The 22085-nt window shown below is 65.6% G+C and carries 20 protein-coding genes, 1 pseudogene and 1 riboswitch; of the genes and pseudogenes, 7 read left to right on the forward strand and 14 right to left on the reverse strand.

Annotation, left to right across the window (positions count from 1 at the left end):
- Positions 1-690 precede the first annotated feature (690 nt).
- A complete protein-coding gene (locus ON32_RS26125) occupies positions 691-951 on the forward strand; it encodes a hypothetical protein (protein WP_040793703.1) in 261 nt (86 codons plus the stop codon).
- Positions 952-1082: 131 nt separating this feature from the next.
- Here ON32_RS26125 and ON32_RS26130 read toward each other — a convergent pair whose 3' ends face one another.
- The 6 genes and pseudogenes from ON32_RS26130 to ON32_RS26160 form a co-directional block, all read right to left on the reverse strand.
- Positions 1083-1478, reverse strand: coding sequence for a VOC family protein (locus ON32_RS26130; RefSeq protein WP_040793704.1), 396 nt, complete (start codon positions 1476-1478; stop codon positions 1083-1085).
- Between the two features lie 34 nt (positions 1479-1512).
- Positions 1513-2052: a hypothetical protein gene (locus ON32_RS26135; protein ID WP_051133705.1), complete on the reverse strand. Its 540-nt coding sequence runs from the start codon at positions 2050-2052 to the stop codon at positions 1513-1515.
- A gap of 1 nt (position 2053) precedes the next feature.
- Positions 2054-2470 (reverse strand): hypothetical protein, encoded by a 417-nt coding sequence (locus ON32_RS29795; RefSeq protein WP_040793705.1) that lies wholly within the window; start codon positions 2468-2470, stop codon positions 2054-2056.
- A 334-nt stretch (positions 2471-2804) separates the two neighbouring features.
- Positions 2805-3516, reverse strand: a pseudogene (locus ON32_RS30950) (SAM-dependent methyltransferase).
- A gap of 1618 nt (positions 3517-5134) precedes the next feature.
- A complete protein-coding gene (locus ON32_RS26155; RefSeq protein ID WP_040793707.1) occupies positions 5135-5554 on the reverse strand; it encodes a DUF2000 domain-containing protein in 420 nt (139 codons plus the stop codon).
- On the reverse strand, positions 5551-6531 hold the full coding sequence (locus tag ON32_RS26160; RefSeq protein ID WP_083874802.1) for a DMT family transporter: 981 nt from the start codon (positions 6529-6531) through the stop codon (positions 5551-5553). The genes ON32_RS26155 and ON32_RS26160 overlap by 4 nt, the downstream gene beginning before the upstream one ends.
- A gap of 103 nt (positions 6532-6634) precedes the next feature.
- On the opposite strand from ON32_RS26160, the gene ON32_RS26165 reads away from it, so the two are divergent.
- On the forward strand, positions 6635-7111 hold the full coding sequence (locus ON32_RS26165; RefSeq protein WP_245551302.1) for an Lrp/AsnC family transcriptional regulator: 477 nt from the start codon (positions 6635-6637) through the stop codon (positions 7109-7111).
- A 199-nt stretch (positions 7112-7310) separates the two neighbouring features.
- Here ON32_RS26165 and ON32_RS26170 read toward each other — a convergent pair whose 3' ends face one another.
- A complete protein-coding gene (locus ON32_RS26170; protein WP_051133709.1) occupies positions 7311-8129 on the reverse strand; it encodes a CE1 family esterase in 819 nt (272 codons plus the stop codon).
- A gap of 54 nt (positions 8130-8183) precedes the next feature.
- Between ON32_RS26170 and ON32_RS26175 the strand changes: the two genes are divergently transcribed.
- Positions 8184-8741 (forward strand): TetR/AcrR family transcriptional regulator, encoded by a 558-nt coding sequence (locus ON32_RS26175; RefSeq protein WP_157224382.1) that lies wholly within the window; start codon positions 8184-8186, stop codon positions 8739-8741.
- A 30-nt stretch (positions 8742-8771) separates the two neighbouring features.
- Here the strand turns inward: ON32_RS26175 and ON32_RS26180 are convergent, their stop codons facing one another.
- Positions 8772-9287 (reverse strand): hypothetical protein, encoded by a 516-nt coding sequence (locus ON32_RS26180; protein WP_040793709.1) that lies wholly within the window; start codon positions 9285-9287, stop codon positions 8772-8774.
- 410 nt (positions 9288-9697) lie between these two features.
- Here ON32_RS26180 and ON32_RS26190 point away from each other — a divergent pair, with 410 nt between their 5' ends.
- The 3 genes from ON32_RS26190 to ON32_RS26200 all read left to right on the forward strand — a co-directional run bounded on the left by ON32_RS26190 (position 9698) and on the right by ON32_RS26200 (position 12107).
- Positions 9698-10057, forward strand: coding sequence for a DegT/DnrJ/EryC1/StrS family aminotransferase (locus ON32_RS26190; protein WP_040793711.1), 360 nt, complete (start codon positions 9698-9700; stop codon positions 10055-10057).
- Positions 10058-10369: 312 nt separating this feature from the next.
- Positions 10370-11563: a hypothetical protein gene (locus ON32_RS26195; protein ID WP_157224383.1), complete on the forward strand. Its 1194-nt coding sequence runs from the start codon at positions 10370-10372 to the stop codon at positions 11561-11563.
- A 31-nt stretch (positions 11564-11594) separates the two neighbouring features.
- Positions 11595-12107, forward strand: coding sequence for a type VII secretion system-associated protein (locus tag ON32_RS26200; protein ID WP_051133710.1), 513 nt, complete (start codon positions 11595-11597; stop codon positions 12105-12107).
- Positions 12108-12164: 57 nt separating this feature from the next.
- Here the strand turns inward: ON32_RS26200 and ON32_RS26205 are convergent, their stop codons facing one another.
- From ON32_RS26205 to ON32_RS26225, 5 genes are all read right to left on the reverse strand, one after another.
- Entirely contained in the window at positions 12165-14420 is a 2256-nt protein-coding gene (locus ON32_RS26205; RefSeq protein WP_051133711.1) for an ABC transporter ATP-binding protein/permease, read from the reverse strand.
- On the reverse strand, positions 14417-15391 hold the full coding sequence (locus ON32_RS26210) for an ABC transporter permease (protein ID WP_040793713.1): 975 nt from the start codon (positions 15389-15391) through the stop codon (positions 14417-14419). Before ON32_RS26210 ends, ON32_RS26205 begins: the two co-directional genes overlap by 4 nt.
- 6 nt (positions 15392-15397) lie before the next feature.
- Positions 15398-16999, reverse strand: a complete 1602-nt coding sequence (locus ON32_RS26215) for an ABC transporter substrate-binding protein (RefSeq protein ID WP_040793780.1) — start codon at positions 16997-16999, stop codon at positions 15398-15400.
- 38 nt (positions 17000-17037) lie between these two features.
- Positions 17038-17165: riboswitch (cobalamin riboswitch) on the reverse strand.
- A 99-nt stretch (positions 17166-17264) separates the two neighbouring features.
- A complete protein-coding gene (locus ON32_RS26220; protein WP_083874804.1) occupies positions 17265-19736 on the reverse strand; it encodes a phosphoketolase family protein in 2472 nt (823 codons plus the stop codon).
- Positions 19737-19861: 125 nt separating this feature from the next.
- Positions 19862-20707, reverse strand: a complete 846-nt coding sequence (locus ON32_RS26225; protein WP_083874805.1) for a class I SAM-dependent methyltransferase — start codon at positions 20705-20707, stop codon at positions 19862-19864.
- Between the two features lie 89 nt (positions 20708-20796).
- Between ON32_RS26225 and ON32_RS26230 the strand changes: the two genes are divergently transcribed.
- A complete protein-coding gene (locus ON32_RS26230) occupies positions 20797-21399 on the forward strand; it encodes a TetR/AcrR family transcriptional regulator (RefSeq protein ID WP_040793782.1) in 603 nt (200 codons plus the stop codon).
- 188 nt (positions 21400-21587) lie between these two features.
- On the opposite strand, the gene ON32_RS26235 is transcribed toward ON32_RS26230, so the two are convergent.
- Complete coding sequence (locus ON32_RS26235) at positions 21588-22067, reverse strand: MarR family winged helix-turn-helix transcriptional regulator (RefSeq protein WP_040793715.1); 480 nt, start codon at positions 22065-22067, stop codon at positions 21588-21590.
- Between the last annotated feature and the right edge of the window lie 18 nt (positions 22068-22085).

Raw genomic sequence — 22085 nt, forward strand, 5'->3', positions numbered from 1 at the left:
GAACGGGGCCGCCTGGTCATTCTCGGTGGAGCCGGCTCCGGAAAACCGTCACCGCGCTGCATCTCGTATTGGAACTGTTGGATCAGCGGAAACGCAACAACATCGACCCCCGACCTGTCCCCGTCCGGGTCGATATCGCTGGTTGGGAACCGGTGTCCAATAGTTTCGGCCATTGGCCGAGCAGACGGGTTTCCCAGGACTACGCCATGAGCCGTCGAACAGCGCGAATGTTTGTCGAATCCGGCCGCATACTGCCGGTTCTGGATGGTCTCGACGAGATGGACGGAGACGGTCCACACCCACACATTGCTCGGGCGGCACTGCGGCAACTCAATGAAACGGCATGGCGTGGACGTCCGGTCGTCCTCACCTGCCGCACCGATACCTATGTTCGGATACGCGAACTCGGCGCGGACGCCGGACTGCATTCGGCGACCACCATCACCTTGTGGTCGTTGGAAGCCCCGGAAATCACCGAATATCTCCGGAAACAAGCCCGCCGGGCGGGTATCGATCCTCGACGATGGAGTGCCGTCATCGACGGGGTCGGGAAGCGCGACAGCGCACTTCGGCATGAGCTGGGAACACCGTGGCCGCTCAACCCGACCATTACCCGCCTGATGCGTGGTGATGGGGCCACGGCAGTGGAGCTCGCCTCCGCCGTCGATGCTTGCGTCGGTCTTCGCGTTCATGGTCGGCGCACCGGTCGTGCTTGCGGTGACATTCACCATCGTGCTGACCGACCACCAAAAGCCCTACCTCGACGAACGAAGCCTTATTCGAAACGACATCACGACCGGATCGGTCATAGCGGCGGTGGCCTGTGTATCTCTACTGATCGCGCACATACCGAGTCTGGTCGTCGCTTTGACCGTCGTCGGATACGAATTCCATCCCGACCGGTATCCGAAAATGCATTCACGTCAGGGCCGACCGTTTTCGTGCCGGTGATGCTCCCTATCTCGAAAGCGGCACTTCGCTACGGATGCGCGGCCATCTTGTTCCGTATCGGAGGCTACTCCACCCCCAGACCGAAACCGTTCCTGGACTGGGCGCGGCATGCGGGATTGCTACGGTGCTGTTCACCGGCCCACACGACGAGCCAGTTCCGGACATTTCAGATAGTCGGTCAACCCGATCACATTGCCCCACGGATCGGCGATCTCCACCACCCACCCGGTGCCCACCTCGAAGGGTTCGGACAACGGTGTCACCCCCTGACCACCCAGCTCTACGGCAACGGCACGGGCATCATGTACTTCCAACCACAATCGCATGGCCGGCGGCGCACCACGCCCCGCACGCGGATCGACCCGAACCATGATGCCGGGAGCTTCCGTGCCCACCCCGAACAACGCCAAACCGTGCTCGACCCTCTCGAACTTCACCGGAAGACCGAGGACACCGGCGTAAAACCACCGGGCTTCCGCCAGATCGCCCACCGGGACCAGCACATTGTCGAGACCCAGTATTTCCATACACCGATGAAACCAGACCGTTGGGGTGCCGACTTCACACCAGTGGGACGGAGAACGAAGTCGTCGGTTGTTCGGTCGGGAAGATCCAGGAGACGAAGCTTCGGGGCACCAGTGTGGTGCTGTCCATGAGTTCACAGATGAGGTCGTGGTCGAGGCTGTTGCCGACCGGCTCACCCACTTCTTCGCGGGTCGGACCGGGCCCCGCCGCGGAGAGACGGGTGCGGACTCTCACGATCAGATGTTCGACCCGTTTGGCGTTCCAGCCCACCTCGGACAGTCGCCAGACGCGGGGCGGGTGTGTCGGGTCGGCGGGACCGGCCGGTTTCCGCCGCTCGTCCGCACCCGCCACATACAACTCCAGCAGGTGTTCACGTTTTCCGGAACCGAGGATGAGCAGGGGAGTGTAACCGGGCCCGAGCGGCGAGGGTTCTTCGTCGGTGAACAGCTTTCGGGAGCCGGCCAACCGAATGGGTTGCCGCCCGGTATTGCCGACCCACCAGAGATTTCGATGACGGATCGGTACGCCGTGGCAACGGCTGATCTTGCGGTCGTCGGTACCGATACAGATGTCCAACTCATGACGGTTGCGGCCGAACCGGATTCGTCGTCCTTCGGCCGGACCCGTGATCGCCCCGCCACCGGCCTCCGGCACATGGAATGGTGGCGGGTTTCGAATCGCGCACCCCCATGACCAGGCCCTCCTGGTCACCGGTCGGCTTCGTCGACTCGCCCTCCCGGGTCTCGTCCGTCGTCGTGTCGAAGCGAAAGTATTCGTTCGGCTTCGGGACCGGGGCCCCTCTCGATCGCTGACGCGGTGGCATCTTCTCGGCCACCGCCGCGGCGATACCGGTGGCCGGTCGACAGCGGCGCTCCGGTGGCTGCGGGCCGGTGAGCATCACCGCCGCTACCTCGAGCAGTATCGACCGAGTGAAGGACCGCGGTTGCTCGGCCAGGGACGGGTGTTTCGCGAGTTCCTCGAACTTCTCCCGCACCTGCGATGCCGTAGGTGGCCGGGTTGACCCGAAACATCTCCGAGATGACGGGCGTGGGCATCCCGGCCCGTATCGGTGCGTCGACCTCTCGGTGGATCGGCGTGGGAAACAGTGAAATCCCCAAGGATGGAGGTGAGTTCAGGTCCAGACGGGTCGGAGCCGAGGCCGGTCCCATCGAACCGAATCACCACCGCGGTGGTCGCATCGCGCCCGATATTCCCGGCCCCGCCGCTTTCGCGTCCGCGCCGGACTACCCCGCCGCCGGTTTGCGGCCGACGGCCGCGTACAACGGCAGAATGCGATCATAGGAGGGAGGCTGCTCCATCATCGGCCGTCACCGGTGCAGCGGCACGATCCCCGGCTCGACCAGTTCCAGGCCGGTGAAAAACCGCTCGAACTCCTCTCGGCCACGCGGTTGCATCACGATCCCGCTCTGGGTATAGGCCGCCACGGTACCGGCCACCCCCTCCGGGTCGATCTCCGCGGTCAGATGCGTCATCATCAGGTAACTGCCCGGCGCCAGCGCGGTCAACAGGGTCGCCACCGCCTCATATATCACCTCACACGGGACGAAATGGGCGGTCGCAATGAGGCCGAGCGCGGTGGGCACCTCCAGATCCAGTGTGTCGAGCAGCGCGGGTGCGGACAGGATCGAATCCGGTTCGGTGAGATCGGCGTTGACATGGCTGATCCGCCCTTCGTCGATGCCGCTCAGGAGTGCGCGCGTGAGCGAGCACCAGTGGATCGTTGTCCACATACACCACCCGGGCGGCCAGGTTTATCTTCTGGACCACCTGATGCAGATTCGGTTCGGTCGGAATACCGGTACCGATATCGAGAAACTGGCCGATCCCCGCTTCCGCGGTCGTTTTCGCTCGACCCCATATCGGACGGCCCGCCCTGTCATCGGGCGATGCGAAAGAACGCGAACCGATCGCCCCATGTTCGGCCGTGCACTTCTCTCGGACGCCGACGGAACCGTCCGTAAGGTCGTCCATGTACTCGCCGCCTTCGTGATCCATGAAGGCATCCGAGATACCGGCCATTCGATCTCATCCCCGATGAAAGAAACCATGGTGAGTCCTGCCGGTGTCGCACCACTACTCGCGACCACCGCTTTCCTCTATCGAAAGAGATCGAGCAAATTTGTCCTGGATTGGTGGAAGCAGACCCGGTCGTGCGTCGATCGGACCGAGCCGAGGCAACCGCCTCGCGATCTGCCAACTCACCGCCCACGGTCTCGACCTGCTCGAAATAGCTGCCCCACCCGTCTGTGACCGACGTCGAGACCACCGCCAACCATGGATCGGCGACCACACAAGCTCCTGGATGCGCTTGTCCAGCGGGATGGTCGCTTGCGAGGCCGTGAAGGCGCTACCAATGCCTTTCGACACGGCCTTCGATTCGAACAGTCCACCGTGAGCCTGATTGTAGGGGCAGTGTCGTTCTTGCAGACACCACCGGGGCACTAGCGCCACTCGTTGTCCAAGGCATCTCGGCGGCGCATCTAGGGGGCAAATCGGTGACTGCGGCCCAGACACAAGAAAAATTCATACGAGCAAGCAGAACCGGTATCTCGTCGGTGGCCACCATCGTGCCAACGATGATCCGGGTTGAGGCTCGGGTGCGAGAGCGTAGTTGCCGGTGAGCTGTTCTAGTACGTTGAAGTTATAGCCGGAGTGAAAGTAAATGAGAATTGGTCGTTCTGCGAGGAAAGTACCAGGTCAGGAAGTGTTCCCCGCGCATGCGGGGATGAGCCCTCGTCGACGAACAGCTGGATGGTGCGGCCGTGGTGTTCCCCGCGCATGCAAGGGTGGCCAATGCCGTGTTGGAGTTGTCCCGTGGTCCGTAGATGCGGCAGGCTGGTCACTGCAGGGTGCAGTAGCACCGTGAAGCGAGCCCGGCAACCATCCGGACGGTTGGTGAGCCGGGTTTTGCGCATCTCTCGCCGAGAGTCGGTGCTTACTCTGCTCATTTTGGTCTATTGCGTGAGCAGACATTCCGTCGGATGTCCGGGAAGACCCCGAGCATGAAGATGGTGGGGATGCGTATCAACCATCCCCGCCGTCCGTGCCCCGCAGGCGCGGGGAGTGGCTGAGCCGTTCTTTCGCCCTCAAAAATCGTGCTGGGCTCATCCCCGCGCATGCGGGGATGAGCCCAGAACCAAACCCTGAGGGAACGCCGTGTTGAAGTGCTCCCCGCGCATGCGGGGATGAGCCCGGGTTGCGGTGCTCAGTCTTCGGGGTGGTCATGTGCTCCCCGTGCGTGCGGGGAGGGGCTGTCCGGTCTGGTATGCGCTACAAGGACCACAGCGAGCGCGAGAACCGCCCACGCAATGTATGACTCGAGGATGCCGCACTACGTTCATATCGCGGCTTGTACGGCCATACATGCCAAGCATATTCGCGGATATCGCCGAGCGGTGGAGTTTCTGATCGACCGGTGATGTCGTGCCGTAGGCGGCCCTGAACTCGGCGTGGCATTCGATGGGGATCAACCAAAGGAACTGTATCGGATACGGTTGGACTCTCGAGGGCCGTGTGTTCGTGGCCGCTTGGAGTAAGGAAGTCGACCAGGGCGCAGCCACGTTGATCGGCGGAGCCGAGGAGGCCGGGTGGCCGGCGTGGGTTTGTGGCCGCAGAACATACGGCAGCGGGTTTCGGGTCAGCGAAGCAAGGGCAGAGAACCGATGAGTCTGTCGACTTGTTTACGGGGACCGTGCAGACCGACCCCGACGTTGATCAGCTCCGTGGTAGGAGTGGTCGCCATTTTGTCGATGTACTCCTCGTACGTCCTGCAGCTTTGGGCCAGTTCACTGAAGTCGACGGTGAACAGTCCGTCTTGTATGGCTGCTGTTCGCGCGATGGTGCCGACCTGTTCGTGCGGTGCCACCAGGATCGGCAGTGGGATGTGGATTATGCCGGGATGTATCGTTCCGTCGGCGTCTTTCACGTCTTCGCCGACAAGCCCTTCGACGCGGTGTCCCATGGTTGCCGAGAGCACGCTCGCCGCATTGACCGCGAGTCCTGTCGGTAGTTTGTCGCTGACCACGATTGCGCATTTGAGTGCCGGTCGGTGCGTCATGTGGTGTTTCCTTTCTCGGGTTCTGCCGTGGGTTCGTCGTTTTTTCGTTGGTATTGACCGACCGACACGCCGATGATGACGATCGAGCCGCCGATGATCTGTTGGATGCCGATGGGTTCTCCGGCCAGCGATGCCGCCCATATCAGGCCCGCGACCGGAACGATGTTGAGAAGGTTGACCGCCACGCTGGGCGACAGTTTCTGTAATCCGTAGTTGTAGAGCAGGAATGCGGCCACTGAGCAGAATCCGGCCAGGAACAGCATGCGGCCGAGGTCGGCGGGGGACGGCCAGGTCCAGCGGTTGGATTCGAACAGCGACATCGCGAGGAAACCGGACGCGCCGGCCAGCGTCTGGTAGTAGGTCACCACGACCGGTGAGGCGCCCGAGGTATCGCGCTGTGCTACCAGGTTGTAGCCGGCCCAGACGAGTCCGCCGAGGATCAGCAGGACGTCACCCCATAGCCGGTTTCCGAGGTCGTTGTCTGCTCCGTCGCGCACGATCAGCCATACTCCGCCGACGGAGATGATCATGCCTGTCGTCCGGACGATCGACAGGGTGGTGCGCCCCAGGATCGATTCCAGGGCCAGGGTGATGATCGGGTACGAGGCGACGATCAGCGTTGCGTCGGACGCTGTGGCGAGATCGACGCCGAGGTTCTCCAGGGCGAAGTACGCCGAGATACCCAATAGTCCGGCCAGACCGATGAACAACCGCTGCCGGACCGTCGGCAGCCGGCGGTTGCGTCCGGTATGGACCATCGCGGCGAGGATGAGGGCGGCGAGGCCGAATCGGATCGCGCCGATCGTCATCGGCGGTATGCCGGTCAGGGCGATTTTGGTGACCGCGAACGATGTGCTCCAGATCAGTGCCGCCGCCACAACGGCCGTGACGGCCAAGAGGCGGCTGTGTCGGTGGGCGGGTTGCGCAGTATCTGTAGCGGCGACGAGTTCGGCAAGGTCGCCGTCACGCGGGATCATGGCGCTCACCCTAACGATTTGTACGGATGGAACCCATTGGGCCAGTGTTATATTCGGCAGATAGATCTATTCACGAATTTCATTCGGGAAAAGGGTGCTGGATATGCCTTTGGACGAACTTGATACGGCATTGCTGGCGCTCTTGCAGGAAGATGCTCGGCTGACGAACAAGGAACTGGCCGCTCGCCTGCACGTGGCTCAGTCCACCTGTCTGGAGCGCGTTCGGCGCCTGACCAAGCGCGGTATCCTGCGCGGCCTGCACGCGGATGTGGATCTGCGGAAGATCGGACGCGGTACTCAGGCGATGGTGGCCGTGCAACTACGTCCGCCGGACCGCGCGGTGATCGAGTCCTTCCAGGCTTTCGTCGAGGGTCTGCCGGAAGTGTTGTCGTACTTCGTCATGGCGGGTGGGGACGATTTCCTGCTGCATATCGCGGTGGCCGACAACGATCAGCTCAGTGCCTTCATCCTGGATCGTCTCACCCAGCGGCGGGAGATCGTGCATGTGCGCACTTCGGTGATCTTCAGTCATGTTCGACGTTCTGTGGTGACGCCTCTGCCGGGCACGGCGGAATCGTGACGGTCGGTGTCGGGGATATGGCCGCCTCGATACCGGTGCCCACGATGCGTGAGAAAGACACTCACAACCGTCATGGGGTGAACTTCCCGATGCGCCCCCGGCTGTGGTAGCGGATGATTCGACTTAGCGGCAGGGTTCGGAGCCTCTCCAGCGGAGGTTGGTGTTGCCGGGGAGGCTCCGGTTTCCGTGGAGGTGCCGGTCAGGGCCGGCGTGACCGGAGGAGGAAGGTGGTGAGTTCGGTGGCCGCGTCGAGGTTTCGGGCGATCCTGCCGAGTACGAAGGGGGCTTTGCCTCGGCCGGGGATGACGTGTCCGCCGCCTTCGACGGTGAATAGGGTGACCGGCGGTTTTCCGTCCTGGCGGTAGTCGGTGCGCACGATCGGCATTCGGGTTTCGGTGCGGGTGGTGACCGGTGTGGTGGTGATGCCGTTGCGTCGGGCGAGGTAGGCGGCGGTGTCCGGGGCGGACATCCCTTCGCCACGTGGGCGGAAACCCCAGAGGCTCGCGGTGCCGCCGTTGTAGGGGACGAGCCGGTCCTTGGTGCCGTGGAAAAGCACGAACGGCATGGGGGATGGTTCCGGTAGTGGGGTGGGGACGGGTTGGGCGGCGCTGAAGAGGGCGGCGCCGGCGAGTAGTTCGGGGGCTTCGCGGGCGATGCGGAGTACGAGTTGGCCGCCCTGGGAGTAACCGGCCGCGTAGACCTGGTCGATCGGCATTCGTGTGCGGATGTCATTGATGACCGTCCGGGTGAAGGCGATGTCGTCGATGTTCTCGCGGGTGGCGGCCGTCGGTGTGGTGGGGCGGCCGTCGTTCCAGCCGCCGCGGTATCCGTCGAGGTAGGCGACGTGGAAGTGGTCGGTGAGTGCGTCGAGGCCGGACATGGTGCGTACTGTTGCGCCGTTCTGGTTGGAGCCGTGGAAAACCAGCAGTAGCGGGGTGGGTGGTTCGGGGTCGGTGGCGGGGACGAGGGTGTAGGTCCGATTGCGGCCGTCGGCGTGGACGGTGTGCAAAGAGATCATATGAAGCGGAATTTATTCCGTTCGGAATTTATTCCGCTTAGTAAGGTGGTCGGTGTGACTTCACCGCTACGCTCCGATGCCGCCCGCAATCGCGACGCCGTGCTGCAGAAGGCGCGCGAGCAATTGCGCAGTCGGGGGGAGCTGCCACCGATGAAGGACCTCGCGCGGCTGGCCGGGGTTGGAATCGGTACGGTGTATCGCCATTTCCCGACGCAGGAGTCCCTGCTCGAGGCACTCGGCGAGGAGGGGATGCGGCAGCTGGTGACCGCGGCGCGTGCGGCGGCGGCGCATCCGGACGCGGCGGCGGGATTCGCGCGGGTGGTCGAGTACGTGGTGCGCGGACAGCTGGCCGATCCGGGGATCGCGGTGGTGCTGGAGAACGCGGGGCGTCACACATGCGCGGCGGTGACGCCACTGGCCGAGCAGCTTGGGGCCGCGGTGGCCGAGCTCATGGAGCGGGCCCACGCGGCGGGTGCCGTGCGCGCGGATGTGGGCCCCGACGATATCCGTCGGCTGCTGATCGGCTTGGCGCGGGCGGTGGGCACGCCTGCCGACGAGGAACGGTTGCAGCGCTACCTGGGATTGTTCTTCGACGCGATCCGGCCGCGCTGAGTCGGCCGGCGCGGGTGGGCAGGTTCGGATCTACTCGTCGTCGCGGGCGGGTCGGCCGGCGTCGACCCATTTCTGGTGTCGTTTGACGGCGCGATCGTAGATCCAGGAGATCTCTTGTCCGGAGCGACGGTCGAAGGCCAGACCGATCGTGTGCTGTATGTCGTGGAAAGCGGTCCACATGGGGGCCTCGACGACGGCGAGTGGGTCGGGCCGATCGGGTGGGTTGGGGGGTAGGACGGCCCAGGTGCCGTCGAGGGCGCGGCGGAACGTCTCGCCGACGGCGTAGAAGAAGCACAGGCCGATCTCGAGGTTTTCCTCGGAGAACATGTCGTGCGCGGTGGGGAAACGAAGCAGCATCTGCTGTTCGGCGATGACGAGACCTTCCCGGGTGTAGAGGTGGCCGGCGAGTTCGGGTACGTCGTTGCGGATGAACTCGGTCTCCACGGTCGTTTCCTGCGTCCGCAGCCAGTTCTGGAAGTCATCGTCGTGTCGGCCCGCCTGATACTCGGGGGTGTCCCTGAGCGGGTTGTACTTGTTCGAGGTCATCCGTTCTCCGGGATCGATGCTGTGTGCTCGCGCTGTTCGTGGTGATGGTCGACGGTGGGCCGGGTCTGCGGCCTTCGACCGGGCCGGCTCGGTATGCCGGCCGGGTGGAACAGGCGCCTCCAGGTTATAGATGATCTTGTCACCGAGGTCGAGGGCCTGTGCCGGTCACCCGGTGTCGGGGCGGTCTTCGCGCAGCACCCGACCGGTGAACGGGCCCCGATCGACGCGGCGCTCCCCACGACAGGGAATATCCGGGGTGCGGCCGGCGGGCGACTGCGGGCCGGGTGATCACCACCAGCTGCTGTCGACCGGGCGAGAACTCGGAGACTTCGCGCGCGGTGGGTGCCGGATCGAGCCGGGGTGCGGTGGACGATCGCTCGGTCTCGTGATCCGCCGAGGCCGCGCTGGATATGCGTACTGCGGCGGCGAGGCCGGCCCAACGGTTCGAGAAGGGGGTCGCCAAGAAGATGGGGCTGCGTAAGGCGTGGCCGACCGATTCCGGGTCCTCGGCGAACCTGCTCGCGGTGACCGCATCGACCTCCACCTGGCCGGGCGATTCTCTGCTGCGCTCCGGGGACGAGGTGATCACGGCCGCGGCCGGATTTCCGACGACGGTGAACCCGATACTGCGAAACGGGTTGAAACCGGTGTTCGTGGACATTGATTCCGCACTTATGTCGGCGACCTCGTATCCGCTCGCGCCTGCCCCGCGTGACGGTGGCGGTGCCGCAGCCGAATACGATTCGCTTGTGCGATCGTCGAAGCGGTAGGGCTCGACGCGAAACGGATACGACCCTGTTGGACAGCATATTTCCGCGATGCGGCGACCCGGCCGGGACGCGGTGCTGTCGGATGCGGCGTGGACCGGTTGCGGCCTCTGGTCATCGCCGTGCCGGCGTGGCGGGCTGTCGGGGCTGCGGTCCGTGACAGTCGGCCGTGAACGATGCGAATGCCGACCTGGCGTTCGTTCGAACCATTCTGTTCCCGACTGTGCGCATTCTTGTTTTCGGCAACGAGATTCCGCCGAGTCCCCACGAGCGGTGATAGTCGGTATGCGGAGGGGGTCGATGGCTTAGGATGTGATGAGCAGGACTCAATCGTATTGGGCGGCTGCATTTTCCGGCTACGCAAAGGCGTTGCGCCCGGTCCTGCCATCCGGTTTCGATCTGTGGGAGACGAATTGGCGACTCTCGGGTGGATGCATCGGCAAACTTTCGGTTCACGTGTGGGATGTGAGGCCGGGTGCGGTCGGGGGCCGTGGATGCGCCAGGCGCTGTATGCCGGTGACGTTCCCGTCGTATGGGCCACCCGAGGCCGGGTGGTCTAGCGGGATGCCCACTCTGTCCCGGTTCATGCAGGGGGTCGCTGCCCGCTTGCGAAACGCCCTTTCCGATGGATCGCTGGGCGCCAGAGAGTTCGTGACCTCGTTGAACAGGAAACCCGTCGAGAATGCGGAAGAGCTCGTTCGGAAGGATAGAGAACTCGTCACGGGCGTTCGCGGCGTCTATTCCCCGCAGGAGAACCGATTCGTCGAGGGGGATCAAGTACTCTTCGATCCGCGTCAGGCGTGTTACAAACCCATGGTCGACCGATGGGGAAACACCATTGGGGTATGCTATCCGAGCAATGATGAAGATCTGGCGCTCGTGAAATTGTTCAGCAAATCCGAATTGTTTCTCCCCGATTTTGGTTACTACCGGAACTCGATCGATTCGAAGGGGTGGAACAAGGGAAATCAAATACCTGCGCCGTGGCAGAGGTTGGATCCCGGGAACAAGAATTCCGCTCTCAATCTGACGTCTCCGCTGTTCGTCGATGTTCACGCAAGTCCGAAGGGTTTCACCTTTCTGGTGGACATGGGATCCGAATATTGTTATGTCGGCGTCGATCACGAGAACTTCGCAAAGATACTGACGGTCAATCGGCACCTCAAGGAGGCGCTCGAGGCCAATCGACGCGAGATCGCGGCCGGTCGGCACCTGCGCACAGGGGGAGGCAGATACGGTCCGAGCAGGTTGGTGTTCACGTCCTGCGGTCCTGCGGGGAACGGTCCGAGGATGCCATTGGTGCTTCGAGACAAGGTCTCCGAAGAACTCGGAGACGACTTCGAGGTCTTCATGTCACCTCATGATGTGAACATAGGTACTGCGGACGACGACACCGTCGCATATATCGAAGTCGACGACCTCACATCCGAGTGCGACGACGTCGAGGAATCGTGGTTGTATGTACCGGCGAAACGGGACGGAAGCCGACAACCGAAATACATCGACTGACCATTCCGCACGACGAAAAGGAAAAGATGATATGGGCCCCACGCCGGACGCGATTCGACAGGACAACTGGTTCGTTCTGGTAGATCCGGGATACCCGGCGGACGCTCCCCCGCGGGAGGCGATGATCGGGGGATGGGTGATCGAGGAGGAGGGGAAGGTGGGGCCTTTCCGGCCCAATCCGTATTACCGGCCCAGCTCCCCGGACATTCCCACGGATCCGATCGATACATTGATACGGCTCATGGTCTCGGGCGAACAGGTGGCCGAGGAGTTGGTGGCGACCGTGCGGGACAGTGTGGTGGAAATCGGCACCGACGAGCAGGAGCGGCCGGTCATCGGGAAATCCCCGGACGGGGCGCTGTGCGTGGTGGTGGTAACCGCCGAGGTGCAGAAAGCGGGATTGGATGTCGAGAACTGGTGCCCGATCCTGGGAAGCGAACTGGCCGAGGTTCTGCCGGAGGGACTCGACATCATGCTCAATCCGGCGGGGGCGGCCCCGTTTCGGTTGCTTCGGGCAGGTCTCGTCGACGCGAACGGGCGTTGACCGATGTCGTTGTGCTCGTATGGGTTCGTGGTCGACGGTAGCGTACAACGGTAGAGGTCACGCCGGAACGCCCTGGTCGGCGTCGGCGGGTGGCCTGGGATGGGGCATCGGGTCGAGCTCGTCCAGGGACAGCACCGAATCGGCGAGCCGTTCGACGACCGTGTTCTGATGACTGATCAGCAATAACGCCAACCCTTTTCGGCGCAGATCGTCGAGTAGTTCGAGGATGATCTCCTGTGTTTCGGGATCGAGCGAGGTGGTGATCTCGTCACAGATCAGGACCCGCGGGTCGGCGGCGAGGGCACGGGCGATCGCCACCCGCTGCTGTTGTCCGCCGGAGAGTGCGCCGGGTTTACGCGCGGCCAGTGCCGGGTCGAGCCGGACCGCGGTCAGCAGGTACTCGGTCTCGCGAGCCGCCGCGACCGCATCCATACCGCGCAGTAGGCGCAGTGGACGGCCGATCTGAGTGCCGACGCGGTGGGTGGGATTGAGCGAGCCGGCCGGGTTCTGGAAGATCAACTGCACGGCGCGGCGTTGATCGACGGGGCGGTGATCGACGGTCGGGTGCAGGAGTGTGTCGTCGAGTCGGATCGTTCCGTGCATTGGGGGATGCAGTCCCGCCAGTGCACGGGCCACGGTTGTCTTGCCCGCCCCGGAGCGGCCGGTGAGGGCGAGACAGGTGCCGGGATACAGGGTGAACGAGATGCCGTCGACGATCGGGCGAGATCGGCGGGCGACGGTGAGATCGTCCACGCGCAGCACCGGTTTCGTGGTGGCGGCAGGGAGCCGAGCGGGTGGCGGCGGGGCGGTCTCGGTGGGTGGGTTGATCAGTGGAGAGTGGGAAACGACCCGGCCCCGCGCCAGTTCGAGTACGTCGTCGACGAGTGATGCCACGGTGGGCAGGTCGTGGGTGACGATCAGCAGCGTGGTCGCGGATTCGCGGCGCAGCGTGGCGAGGGTGGTGACGAGTTCCGTTCGGGCGCGGGCGTCGAGGCCGGTGGTCGGTTCGTCGAGGACGAGTACTGCCGGGTCGCCGAGTATCGCCATGGCCAGGAGCGCGCGCTGCTGTTGGCCCCCGGACAGTTCGTGTGGGAAGCGGCGGCGGAAGGCGCGGTCGTCGGGCAGACCCACCCGACGCAGGGCCGCGGCGACCCGCGCCGTGATGTCGGGCCCGCCATGGAGGCGGGCGATCTCGGCGATTGCGGTGCCGATTCGCAACGCCGGATTGAGACCGGCCGCCGGATCCTGGGGGACGAATCCCACGGTGCGATGTTTCCCGGCCGCACCGATGGTGACGGAGCCGTGGGCGGTCGACCCGGGTGGCAGCGCGCCGAGGACGGCCGAGACGAAGGTTGTCTTACCGGCTCCGGACGGGCCGACGATCGCCAGCCCTCGGCCGGCAGCCACCCGTACCGATACGTCCTCTAGCAGCGGTCGGCCGTTCGCGGTGCGCACGGTCAGCCGATCCACTCGCACACCTTCCGCGGCGATGTCGATCGTCGGAGTGGTTCCGGTTCGGGCCGGTCGACGTGGTTCCAAGGTTCGGTCGGCGACCATGTTCACCGAGACCACCAGGGCCGTGATCAGCAGTGCCGGGGCGAGCACCGCCCAGGGCTGGAGGCCGAATCCCGGCCGATTCTCCGTGATCATCAACGCCCAATCGGGGGAGGGCGGCCGCAGCCCCAAACCGAGGAAACCACCGACCGCGACAATCGAGATCACCCCGGACAACCGGACCCCGGCATCGGCCTGCACCACCGCGCGGAGATTGGGCAGCACCTCCACCAGAGCGAGTCGCCACAGCGGTTCGCCCCGGGCCCGTGCCGATTCCACGAACCCGGCGCCGGCGATCTCGTGCACCGCGGTGCGGACGATCCGTACGATCCACGGCACCGCTGTCAGCGCGGCCGTGAGTACGATCGCGCCGGGACCGGCGCCGAGGGCCGTCGCGATCACGGCGAGTAGCAGAAACCATGGGATGACGACGATCGTGTCGACCGGTCGCATGATCCAGCGGTCGGTGCCGCGCCGCAGACCGGCGAGCAGTCCCAGGCCCACCCCGGCCGTATAGGCCACGATCAGCGACACGGCGGCGATCGTCAGCAATGGAAGCCCACCGTGCAGCACCCGACTGAGCACATCACGACCGACGACATCGGTTCCCAGCAGATGGTCCGCGCTCGGTGGCCGGAACGGTGGACCGCTGGGGGCGGTCGGCGCGTATGGCGCGAACAGCGGGCCGAGTAGCACCACGAGGAGCACCGATATCAGGACCACCAGCCAGACCGTCCGGGTTCGGGTTCCGCGCCTCATCGCCGCACCTCGGTGACCAGGGTGCGCGCCCGTGGATCGACCAGGAGTGCGAGCAGGTCCGCGACCAGGTAGGCCCCGATTCCGAATGCGGCCAGCAGTACCGCGGTGGACTGGACGAATGGGTAGTCGCGGGATGCGATGGCGTTCAACAGCTCTTGTGACAGACCCGGGTAGACGAACAGCGCCTCCACGACGGCGATACCGCCGACCAATCCCACCACCGATCCGGCGAGCGGGTGGATCGATGCGGATACCGCGTTGGGGGCGATGTGCCGCAAGAACAGTCGGAGGCCGCCGACCCCGTTCAGTCGGGCGGTCCGAATGTATTCGGCGGCCACGACCTCGGCGGTTCGGGCCCGGACCATCCGCACCGGATGTGGTAGCAAACCCAGTAGCAGGCAGGTCACCGGCAGGATCAACACCTGGGGACGACTCCACACACTGGTTCCGGTGGGCACCAGCGATACCGCGGGCAGTAGGCGCAGGGACAGGGAGACGACCGCGACGAGCAGGACGCCGACGATGAACGACGGCATCGATTCGATGCTCAATGCGACGACACTGACCATCCGATCGGTACGCGACCCCGGACGGGCGCCGGCCCACAGGCCGAGTCCTATTGCCAGGGGGATCAACACCGCGGTGGTGACCAGCGCCAGCGCGACGCTGTTGGCGAGCCGGTCCAGCAGGATGTCACCGACCGGGCGACCCGAGAGCAACGAGTGCCCCAGATCGCCGTGCAGGAAATCGACAATCCATTCGGCGAACCGTACCGGCGCGGGCCGGTCCAACCCCAGCTCGGCGCGCAGGGCCGTCAACTGCTCCGGCGTGGGATCGCCGGCTCCCTGCCGGGACAGGACCACCACCGCCGCATCCGAATCCAGCGTTTCGAACAGGCCGAAAACGATCAGCGCGACCGCGAACAGCACACCGATGGCCGCACCGATACGGCGCAGGAGATACCGCAGCACCCCCGCTCACCCTTCGACGGCCAGCCAGACGCCGGCGTAGTTCGCCCAGTCGTCGGTGCCCGGCACACCATTGCGCACCCCTTGGACGTGCACGCGGGCCGCGTTGGGGCGTTTCGCGAAACTGTGCAGGATGTAGCCCCCTTCCCGCCACAGCTCCTCCTGCAGTTCGAGATACAGTTCGCGTCGGCGTTGCGGGTTCATCGCCGCTCGCGCCTGCGCGAATTTCGCGTCCCAGCTCGGCCGCCGCCAGCCGGTGCCGTTACTCGGTGACGAACTGGTCATGGTTTGGCCGTAGAAATAGTCGAGACCGTAGTTCCACCACCCCACGTGGGATAACGGAGCCTTGCCGCTGACCTGGGAGAAGTAGGTGTCGGCCGGTACCGATTCGAGTTCGATGGTGATACCTGCCGCTTTGGCGTGCTCGGCGTACAGGGTCGCCGACTCGACCATTCCCGGGGTGGCGTCGGCGGTGGGCAGCGTGACCTTCAAGTTCTCCTTGCCCGCAGCGCGCAACAGGTCCCGGGCCCGCTGTGGATCGTAGCCGCGTTGGGGGAGGGCGTCGTGGTAGAACGGCGCGCCCTTACCGTAGATGTCGTTGCCGATCTCGCCGTAGCCGTAGTAGACGGAATCGACCATCGCCTGCCGGTCCACGGCCAGCCGCATCGCCTGCCGGACCCGCACATCGTCGAACGGAGGGAGGTCCACCCGCATCTGGAACGCCGCCATGATGCCCGCCGGGGGCACGAGTACCGTGACACTCGGATCGCTTTCCAATTCGCGGGCCTGCAGATAGCTCGTTTCGTGGACGATATCGGCTTCACCGGACAGGAAGGCGTTCATCCGCGCCGTGGTTTCGGCGATCTGGATGATCTCCACCTCGTCCAGGAGCGGCGGCCCGTCCCAGTGCCGGTCGTTGCGTCGCAGCAGGGCGCGATCACCGGGTGACCAACTCGCCAGGGTGAAGGGGCCGGTGCCCGCCGGCAGGGTGTGTTCGTCGAAGGTGGTGGTGCCGTCCTTGACGATGTAGCAGTACCAGCCCGCCAACACGGAAGCGAAATCGGCGGTCGGTGTGTGCATCGCCACCACGACGTCCAGGTCGCCGTCCGCGCGGGTGCGGGACATATCGACCATCGCCAGATCGCCCGACGACGGTTTCGCCGGATCGAGCATCCGCTCGAAACTCCACAGCACGTCCCGCGAGGTCAACGGCGTGCCATCGCTGAAGACCACGCCCGGTCGGAGCCGGATTCGCCATTCGCTCCCGTCGGCATTGGGCTCGAGGGCTCGGGCGAGCCGATAGCGAGGGGTCAGGTCGTTGTTGTAGGCGACCAATTTGTCCCAGACGTTCTTCGCCACCGCTCCGCCCGCCGAGCTGCCCGCCTCGTGCGGGTCGAGCACATCGGCGCTCCCGGAGTAGCCCGCCAACGCCGAACGCAACCGACCCCCCGGCCGGGGTGGTCCGGCGGGGATACCGGCCGGCCCCATATCGGTGCCGCAACCGGTCAGGGTCGGAACACCGCCCAGGGCCGCGAGCCCGAACAGTGCCGCGGCCCCGGTCATGACGCGTCGACGGCCGATTCGGGTCCGTACTGCTGTGGAGTTGTTCATCGCCATCCTCGTGGGTGGTATCCCGTCATGCCGGCGCCGGTGTCCTGGCTTCCGGATCAACGCATCCCCACCGGCCTTCCAACCCGGGTAGGTCGTGGCCATGAAATCGGCGGATCGCTCCTCGGTCACAGTTGCGGGACAGCCCCGGACTCCCACCGGTGTTCCCCGCGCCGGGATAGACGTTACCGGGCGGGCCGGTGCGTCGAGGGGCCGAGATCCGACTCGGCGCATCGCCGATCGCGTCTCACGGTCCGAGGCGGGGAACTCACGAGTGTCGGTCCGGCCAGGTCCAGTCGGCCACCTCGGGGATGTCCTCGCCGTGCTCCCGGGTCCAGGTGCGGGCCCGCCGGCGGGCGTCCACCATTTCCTGACGCAGTCCCGCCGCCTGTTCCCGCAGGGTGGGCACCCGGTCGATAACGTCCATCACCAGGTGGTAGCGGTCCAGGTCGTTGAGCATGACCATGTCGAACGGTGTTGTTGTGGTGCCGCGTTCCTTGTATCCGCGCACGTGCAGATTCGCGTGGTTGGCCCGTCGGTAGGTGAGCCGGTGGATCAGCCAGGGGTAGCCGTGGAAGGCGAAGATCACCGGCGCGGTGCGGGTGAACAGGGTGTCGAATTCGCTGTCGGGCAGGCCGTGCGGGTGGGCGTCGCTGGGCAGCAACCGCATCAGGTCGACGACATTGATCACCCGGACGCGCAACCACGGCAGCCGCCGGCGCAGTATCGCGGCGGCGGCGAGGGTTTCCAGGGTCGGAACGTCACCGGCGCAGGCCAGGACGACATCGGGGGTGGTCGCCGTATCGTCGTTGTGGCCGGCCCACTCCCAGATGCCGAGCCCACGCGCACAGTGCAGTTCGGCCTCGGCCACCGAAAGCCAGTCGGCCTGTGGTTGTTTACCGGCCACCACCACATTGACGTAGTGGCGCGAACGCAGACAGTGGTCGAAGGTGGACAGCAGGGTATTGGCGTCCGGCGGTAGATATACCCGCACGATCTCGGGTTTCTTGTTGAGCACCACATCGAGGAAACCGGGATCCTGGTGGGTGAATCCGTTGTGGTCCTGGCGCCAGACATGTGACGACAGCAGGTAGTTCAGGCTTGCGATGGGTCGCCGCCACGGCACCGCCGCACTGGCGTCCAACCATTTGGCGTGCTGGTTGAACATTGCGTCCACGATATGGATGAACGCCTCGTAGCAGGTGAAGACGCCGTGCCGCCCGGTGAGCAGATAGCCCTCGAGCAGTCCCTGGCACATATGCTCGGACAGCACCTCGATCACCCGTCCGACGCGGTCGAGTCCGACGTCGAACTCGCCGATCTCGGCCTGCCAGTCGCGGCCGGTGACCTCGAGAACGTCCTGGAGGCGATTGCTGGCCAGTTCGTCGGGAGCGAAGATCAAGAAGTTGTGCGGATTGCGGGCCGTCACCTCGCGCAGCCAGCCGCCGAGTACCCGGGTGGCCTCGTGCCGGCTCGCCCCCGGCCCGGGCACCGACACCCCGAATTCCCGCCAGTCCGGTAGGCGCAGGTCGCGGACCAGCGCGCCGCCGTTACTCACCGGATTGGCGCTCATCCGGCGCTCACCCACCGGAACGAATCGGTTCAGTTCCGAGACGGGGGCGCCGGCCGCGTCGAACAGCTCTTCGGGTCGATACGATTTCAACCACTGCTCCAGCACCGCCCGGTGTTCGGCGTTGGTGCGGGCGGCGGGTAGTGGCACCTGATGGGCGCGGAACGTTCCTTCCACCGGCTCGCCGTCGACTCGGGGTGGGCATGTCCAGCCCTTGGGGGTGCGTAGCACGATCATCGGCCAGTGCGGCCGGTCGTGGTCGCCCTTCTCGCCGCGGGCGGCGCGCTGGATCTGCGCGATCCGTTCCAGGCAGGTGTCCAGCGCGGCCGCGAATCGCTGGTGGACCGTCGCCGGGTCGCGACCCGCCACCAGGATGGGTTCGTAGCCGTATCCGTGCAGTAGGGAATCCAATTCGGCCTGCGGGATACGGGCGAGCAGGGTGGGGTTGGCGATCTTGTATTCGTTGAGCGCCAGGATCGGCAGGACGGCGCCGTCGCGGGCGGGGTTGAGGAATTTGTTCGCGTGCCAGCCGGTTGCCAGCGGTCCGGTCTCGGCTTCCCCGTCGCCCACGACGCAGAAGACCGTCAGGTCCGGATTGTCCAGGGCCGCGCCGAACGCGTGCAGCAGCGAATACCCCAGTTCACCGCCTTCGTGGAACGACCCGGGGGTCTCCGGCGCGCAGTGGCTCGGCACTCCGCCGGGGGAGGAGAACTGGGCGAACAGCGCGCGCATGCCCTCCTGGTCTCGGGAGACGTGGCTGTAGAGCTCGGAATAGGTGCCTTCCAACCAGGCACAGGCATTCGGGCCCGGACCGCCGTGTCCGGGTCCCGCGACGAACACGGCGTGCAGGTCCCGGGCCACGATCGCGCGGTTGGCGTGCGCCCATACCAGATTGAGGCCGGGCACCGTCCCGAAATGGCCGAGCAACCGGGGTTTGATGTGTTCGGGGGCGAGTGGTTCGCGCAGCAGCGGGTTCGCCATCAGATAGATCTGCCCGACCGCCAGATAGTTGGCCGCGCGCCACCACGCGTCGAGGGTTTCGAGTTCGTCCCTCGAGAGCGGCCCGGGCGCGTCGGAGAGGTGATACGGCCGGGGCGCGATCGACGTGCCACCGCGGCTGCCGATATTGTCGGCCGAGGTGTCGCCACCGGAACTCGCCATCTGGGTCATACGCCGACTCTCCTCGGACTCGGTTCACCGATGGACGGAGAATTCCCCGCCAGGCTACCGGCATTCACCGCCGGGTCGGCGGAGTCCGGGGCCGTCGGTCCCGGCGTGGTGGGTGATCCGGTGGGTCAGGCGGTGTTGTTGCGCACGGCGGTGGCCGCCAGGGTGGTGTACGGCAGGGTGAAACCACCTCCGATTCTGTCGAGGGCGGCCCCGACGACATCCAGGACCTCCGTCAGTTTTTCCGGCGGGAGTTGGGTGAGGGCGCCGGTGGTGCAGAGATGGTCCAGCCATTCGTCGCGGGTGTAGGACTGCTCCCGGTCGAATCGCCACTGCTCCGGCTCGTCGAAGCCGCCCGCCTGCCGTATCCCATCGGCGGCCTTGGCGAACATCGCCTGGTAGATCTGCACGGCGGTCATGGAGTTGCGGTCGTCGCCCGTGGTCGGGAAACGCAGCGGTGAGTCGGGTGCCACGCGCCGGTAGGCCGTGGCGAGGGCTTCGGTGACCTCGGTCGGGGCGTCGAATGCGTGTCCGAACACCGCCAGGAGGCCGCCGGGGCGCAGAATCCGTGCCGCTTTGGCCGCTCCCGCCACCGGGTCGACCCAATGCCATGCCTGCCCCGCGACGACGGCGTCGAAGGTGCGACCGGCGGGATCCCAGTCCTCGAAGGTGGACACCTCGACCTCGATGCCGGTTCGGCGCGCGAAGTCGGCCATCCTCGGGTCGGGGTCGACGCCGAGTACGGTGCAGTCGGCCGCCCGGAACTGGCGGGCCTCGATACCGGTGCCGCAGCCGACGTCGAGTATGTCGCGGCCGGGTGCGGTGGTGATGATTCGCTGCACCAGTTCGTCGGGGTAGCGGAGCCGGGCCCGGTCGTAACGCTCGGGGTCCACACCGAACGATTCGGCCATCGCGCGGTGCCGATGCGGTTCCCGATCGGAGGGTTGAGTGGGGTCAGGTGTTGAAGTGGGCATGCGCCCACGTTAGTGGGCGCATGCCCACTTGGCAATCGGGTCGTCGAGGCGTGAAAGAATCGGGTCGTCGAGGCGTGAAAGGAGGCGCGGTGCCCACCGGGGTGCATATTCGTGATGCGCGCCAACAGTTGTTCGACGCCGCCGAACGGGTTCTGCTGCGCGACGGTCCGAGTGCGCTGACCAGCCGGGCGGTCACCACTGAGGCAGGTGTCGCCAAAGGTGTTCTGCACCGGCGCTTCGCCGACTTCGACGCCTTCCTCGTCGAACTCGTGCGCGCCCGCATCGCCCGGATCGAGGGTTGGGGCGCCGAGTTGCGTCGAGCCGCCGGAACCGGCGCCGTGGCCGCCAATCTCGCCGACGCGTTGACGAGTCTGTTCGACGCGGTTGCCGTGTCGATCGTCGGGCTCGTCGTCTTCCGGGACGAACTGCGTACCCGGTTGCGCGAGAGCGGTTCGGGCCGAGGGATTCCGGTGCTTGACGAGGCGAGTGCCGTGCTCGCGCGCTACCTGTCCGACGAACGCGAACTCGGGCGCATTGCCGCCGACGCGGATGTCGACTCGCTCGCGCTCTCGCTGATCGGTGCCGGGCATCTGCTGTTCGCCGACCGACGGAACGCCCCACCGGATGGTGGGGCCGTCGACGATGTCGTCACCGCGGTCATCGCGGATGTCGTGCAGCGACGCCTGCTGTAGCGTCGAGCGGGTGTCCGCGGCGTCCGGTCTCGCTCGACGGAGCGGGCTCAGGTCGGATCGGCGTGGTTGTGTCCCGATATGCCGCGCTGAGGGCGGCGCGGGTGGGTCGAGGGGGCTCGCTCCGGTCGCTCGTGTGATTTCCGGGTGCGCCCGCGCGATGGTCGGCGATGGTCGGCGATGGTTTCGGATCACTCGTCGGAAGGCGGAGTGGTTTCGGTTTTCGCGCCGGATCCGGTCTTTCCTCGGGCGAGGTTGTCGTTGAGTCGGGTCAGTAGTTCTTCGAGGGTTCGGATCTCGGCGGTGCTGAACCCGGCCACGGCCCGTTTGTCGAGTTCGGCCAGTTGTCTACGAGCCGCGGTCGAACATGCGGCGGCCTTATCGGTGAGCCCGATCCGCTGACTGCGTGCGTCGCGGGGATTCGGGGTGCGGCGGATCAGTCCGTCGCGTTCCATTCGAGTGAGCAGTTGGGCCATGGAGGGTTGCTCGATACCGGTGGCCTCGGCCAGCTCCTTCTGGGTTAGTTCGACGCCGTCGCGCAGTAGGGCCAGAACCGGGACCTGGGCGTATCGCAGGCCCAGGGGGCGTAGTGCGGCGTCTCCATCGCGGGCGAGCATGCGGGCGGCGTGATTGATCAGTCGGGCCGGGCCGGGCAGTGGTGGGATGGTCATGACCCTATTTTACATAGG

Origin of the sequence: Nocardia paucivorans NBRC 100373 (genome assembly GCF_000308675.1) — a bacterium.
GTDB classification, from domain to species: Bacteria; Actinomycetota; Actinomycetes; order Mycobacteriales; family Mycobacteriaceae; genus Nocardia; species Nocardia paucivorans.

Bases quoted from the DNA above. Each gene is read 5' to 3' on its own strand.
- ON32_RS26160 (WP_083874802.1), bottom strand. From the start codon at position 6,531: ATGATCCCGCGTGACGGCGACCTTGCCGAACTCGTCGCCGCTACAGAT.
- ON32_RS26195 (WP_157224383.1), top strand. From the start codon at position 10,370: ATGAGCAGGACTCAATCGTATTGGGCGGCTGCATTTTCCGGCTACGCA.
- ON32_RS26200 (WP_051133710.1), top strand. From the start codon at position 11,595: ATGGGCCCCACGCCGGACGCGATTCGACAGGACAACTGGTTCGTTCTG.
- ON32_RS26215 (WP_040793780.1), bottom strand. From the start codon at position 16,999: ATGAACAACTCCACAGCAGTACGGACCCGAATCGGCCGTCGACGCGTC.
- ON32_RS26125 (WP_040793703.1), top strand. From the start codon at position 691: ATGGTCGGCGCACCGGTCGTGCTTGCGGTGACATTCACCATCGTGCTG.
- ON32_RS26190 (WP_040793711.1), top strand. From the start codon at position 9,698: ATGCGTACTGCGGCGGCGAGGCCGGCCCAACGGTTCGAGAAGGGGGTC.
- ON32_RS26130 (WP_040793704.1), bottom strand. From the start codon at position 1,478: ATGGAAATACTGGGTCTCGACAATGTGCTGGTCCCGGTGGGCGATCTG.
- ON32_RS26165 (WP_245551302.1), top strand. From the start codon at position 6,635: ATGCCTTTGGACGAACTTGATACGGCATTGCTGGCGCTCTTGCAGGAA.
- ON32_RS26220 (WP_083874804.1), bottom strand. From the start codon at position 19,736: ATGACCCAGATGGCGAGTTCCGGTGGCGACACCTCGGCCGACAATATC.
- ON32_RS26205 (WP_051133711.1), bottom strand. From the start codon at position 14,420: ATGAGGCGCGGAACCCGAACCCGGACGGTCTGGCTGGTGGTCCTGATA.
- ON32_RS26170 (WP_051133709.1), bottom strand. From the start codon at position 8,129: ATGATCTCTTTGCACACCGTCCACGCCGACGGCCGCAATCGGACCTAC.
- ON32_RS26155 (WP_040793707.1), bottom strand. From the start codon at position 5,554: ATGACGCACCGACCGGCACTCAAATGCGCAATCGTGGTCAGCGACAAA.
- ON32_RS26225 (WP_083874805.1), bottom strand. From the start codon at position 20,707: ATGCCCACTTCAACACCTGACCCCACTCAACCCTCCGATCGGGAACCG.
- ON32_RS26235 (WP_040793715.1), bottom strand. From the start codon at position 22,067: ATGACCATCCCACCACTGCCCGGCCCGGCCCGACTGATCAATCACGCC.
- ON32_RS26180 (WP_040793709.1), bottom strand. From the start codon at position 9,287: ATGACCTCGAACAAGTACAACCCGCTCAGGGACACCCCCGAGTATCAG.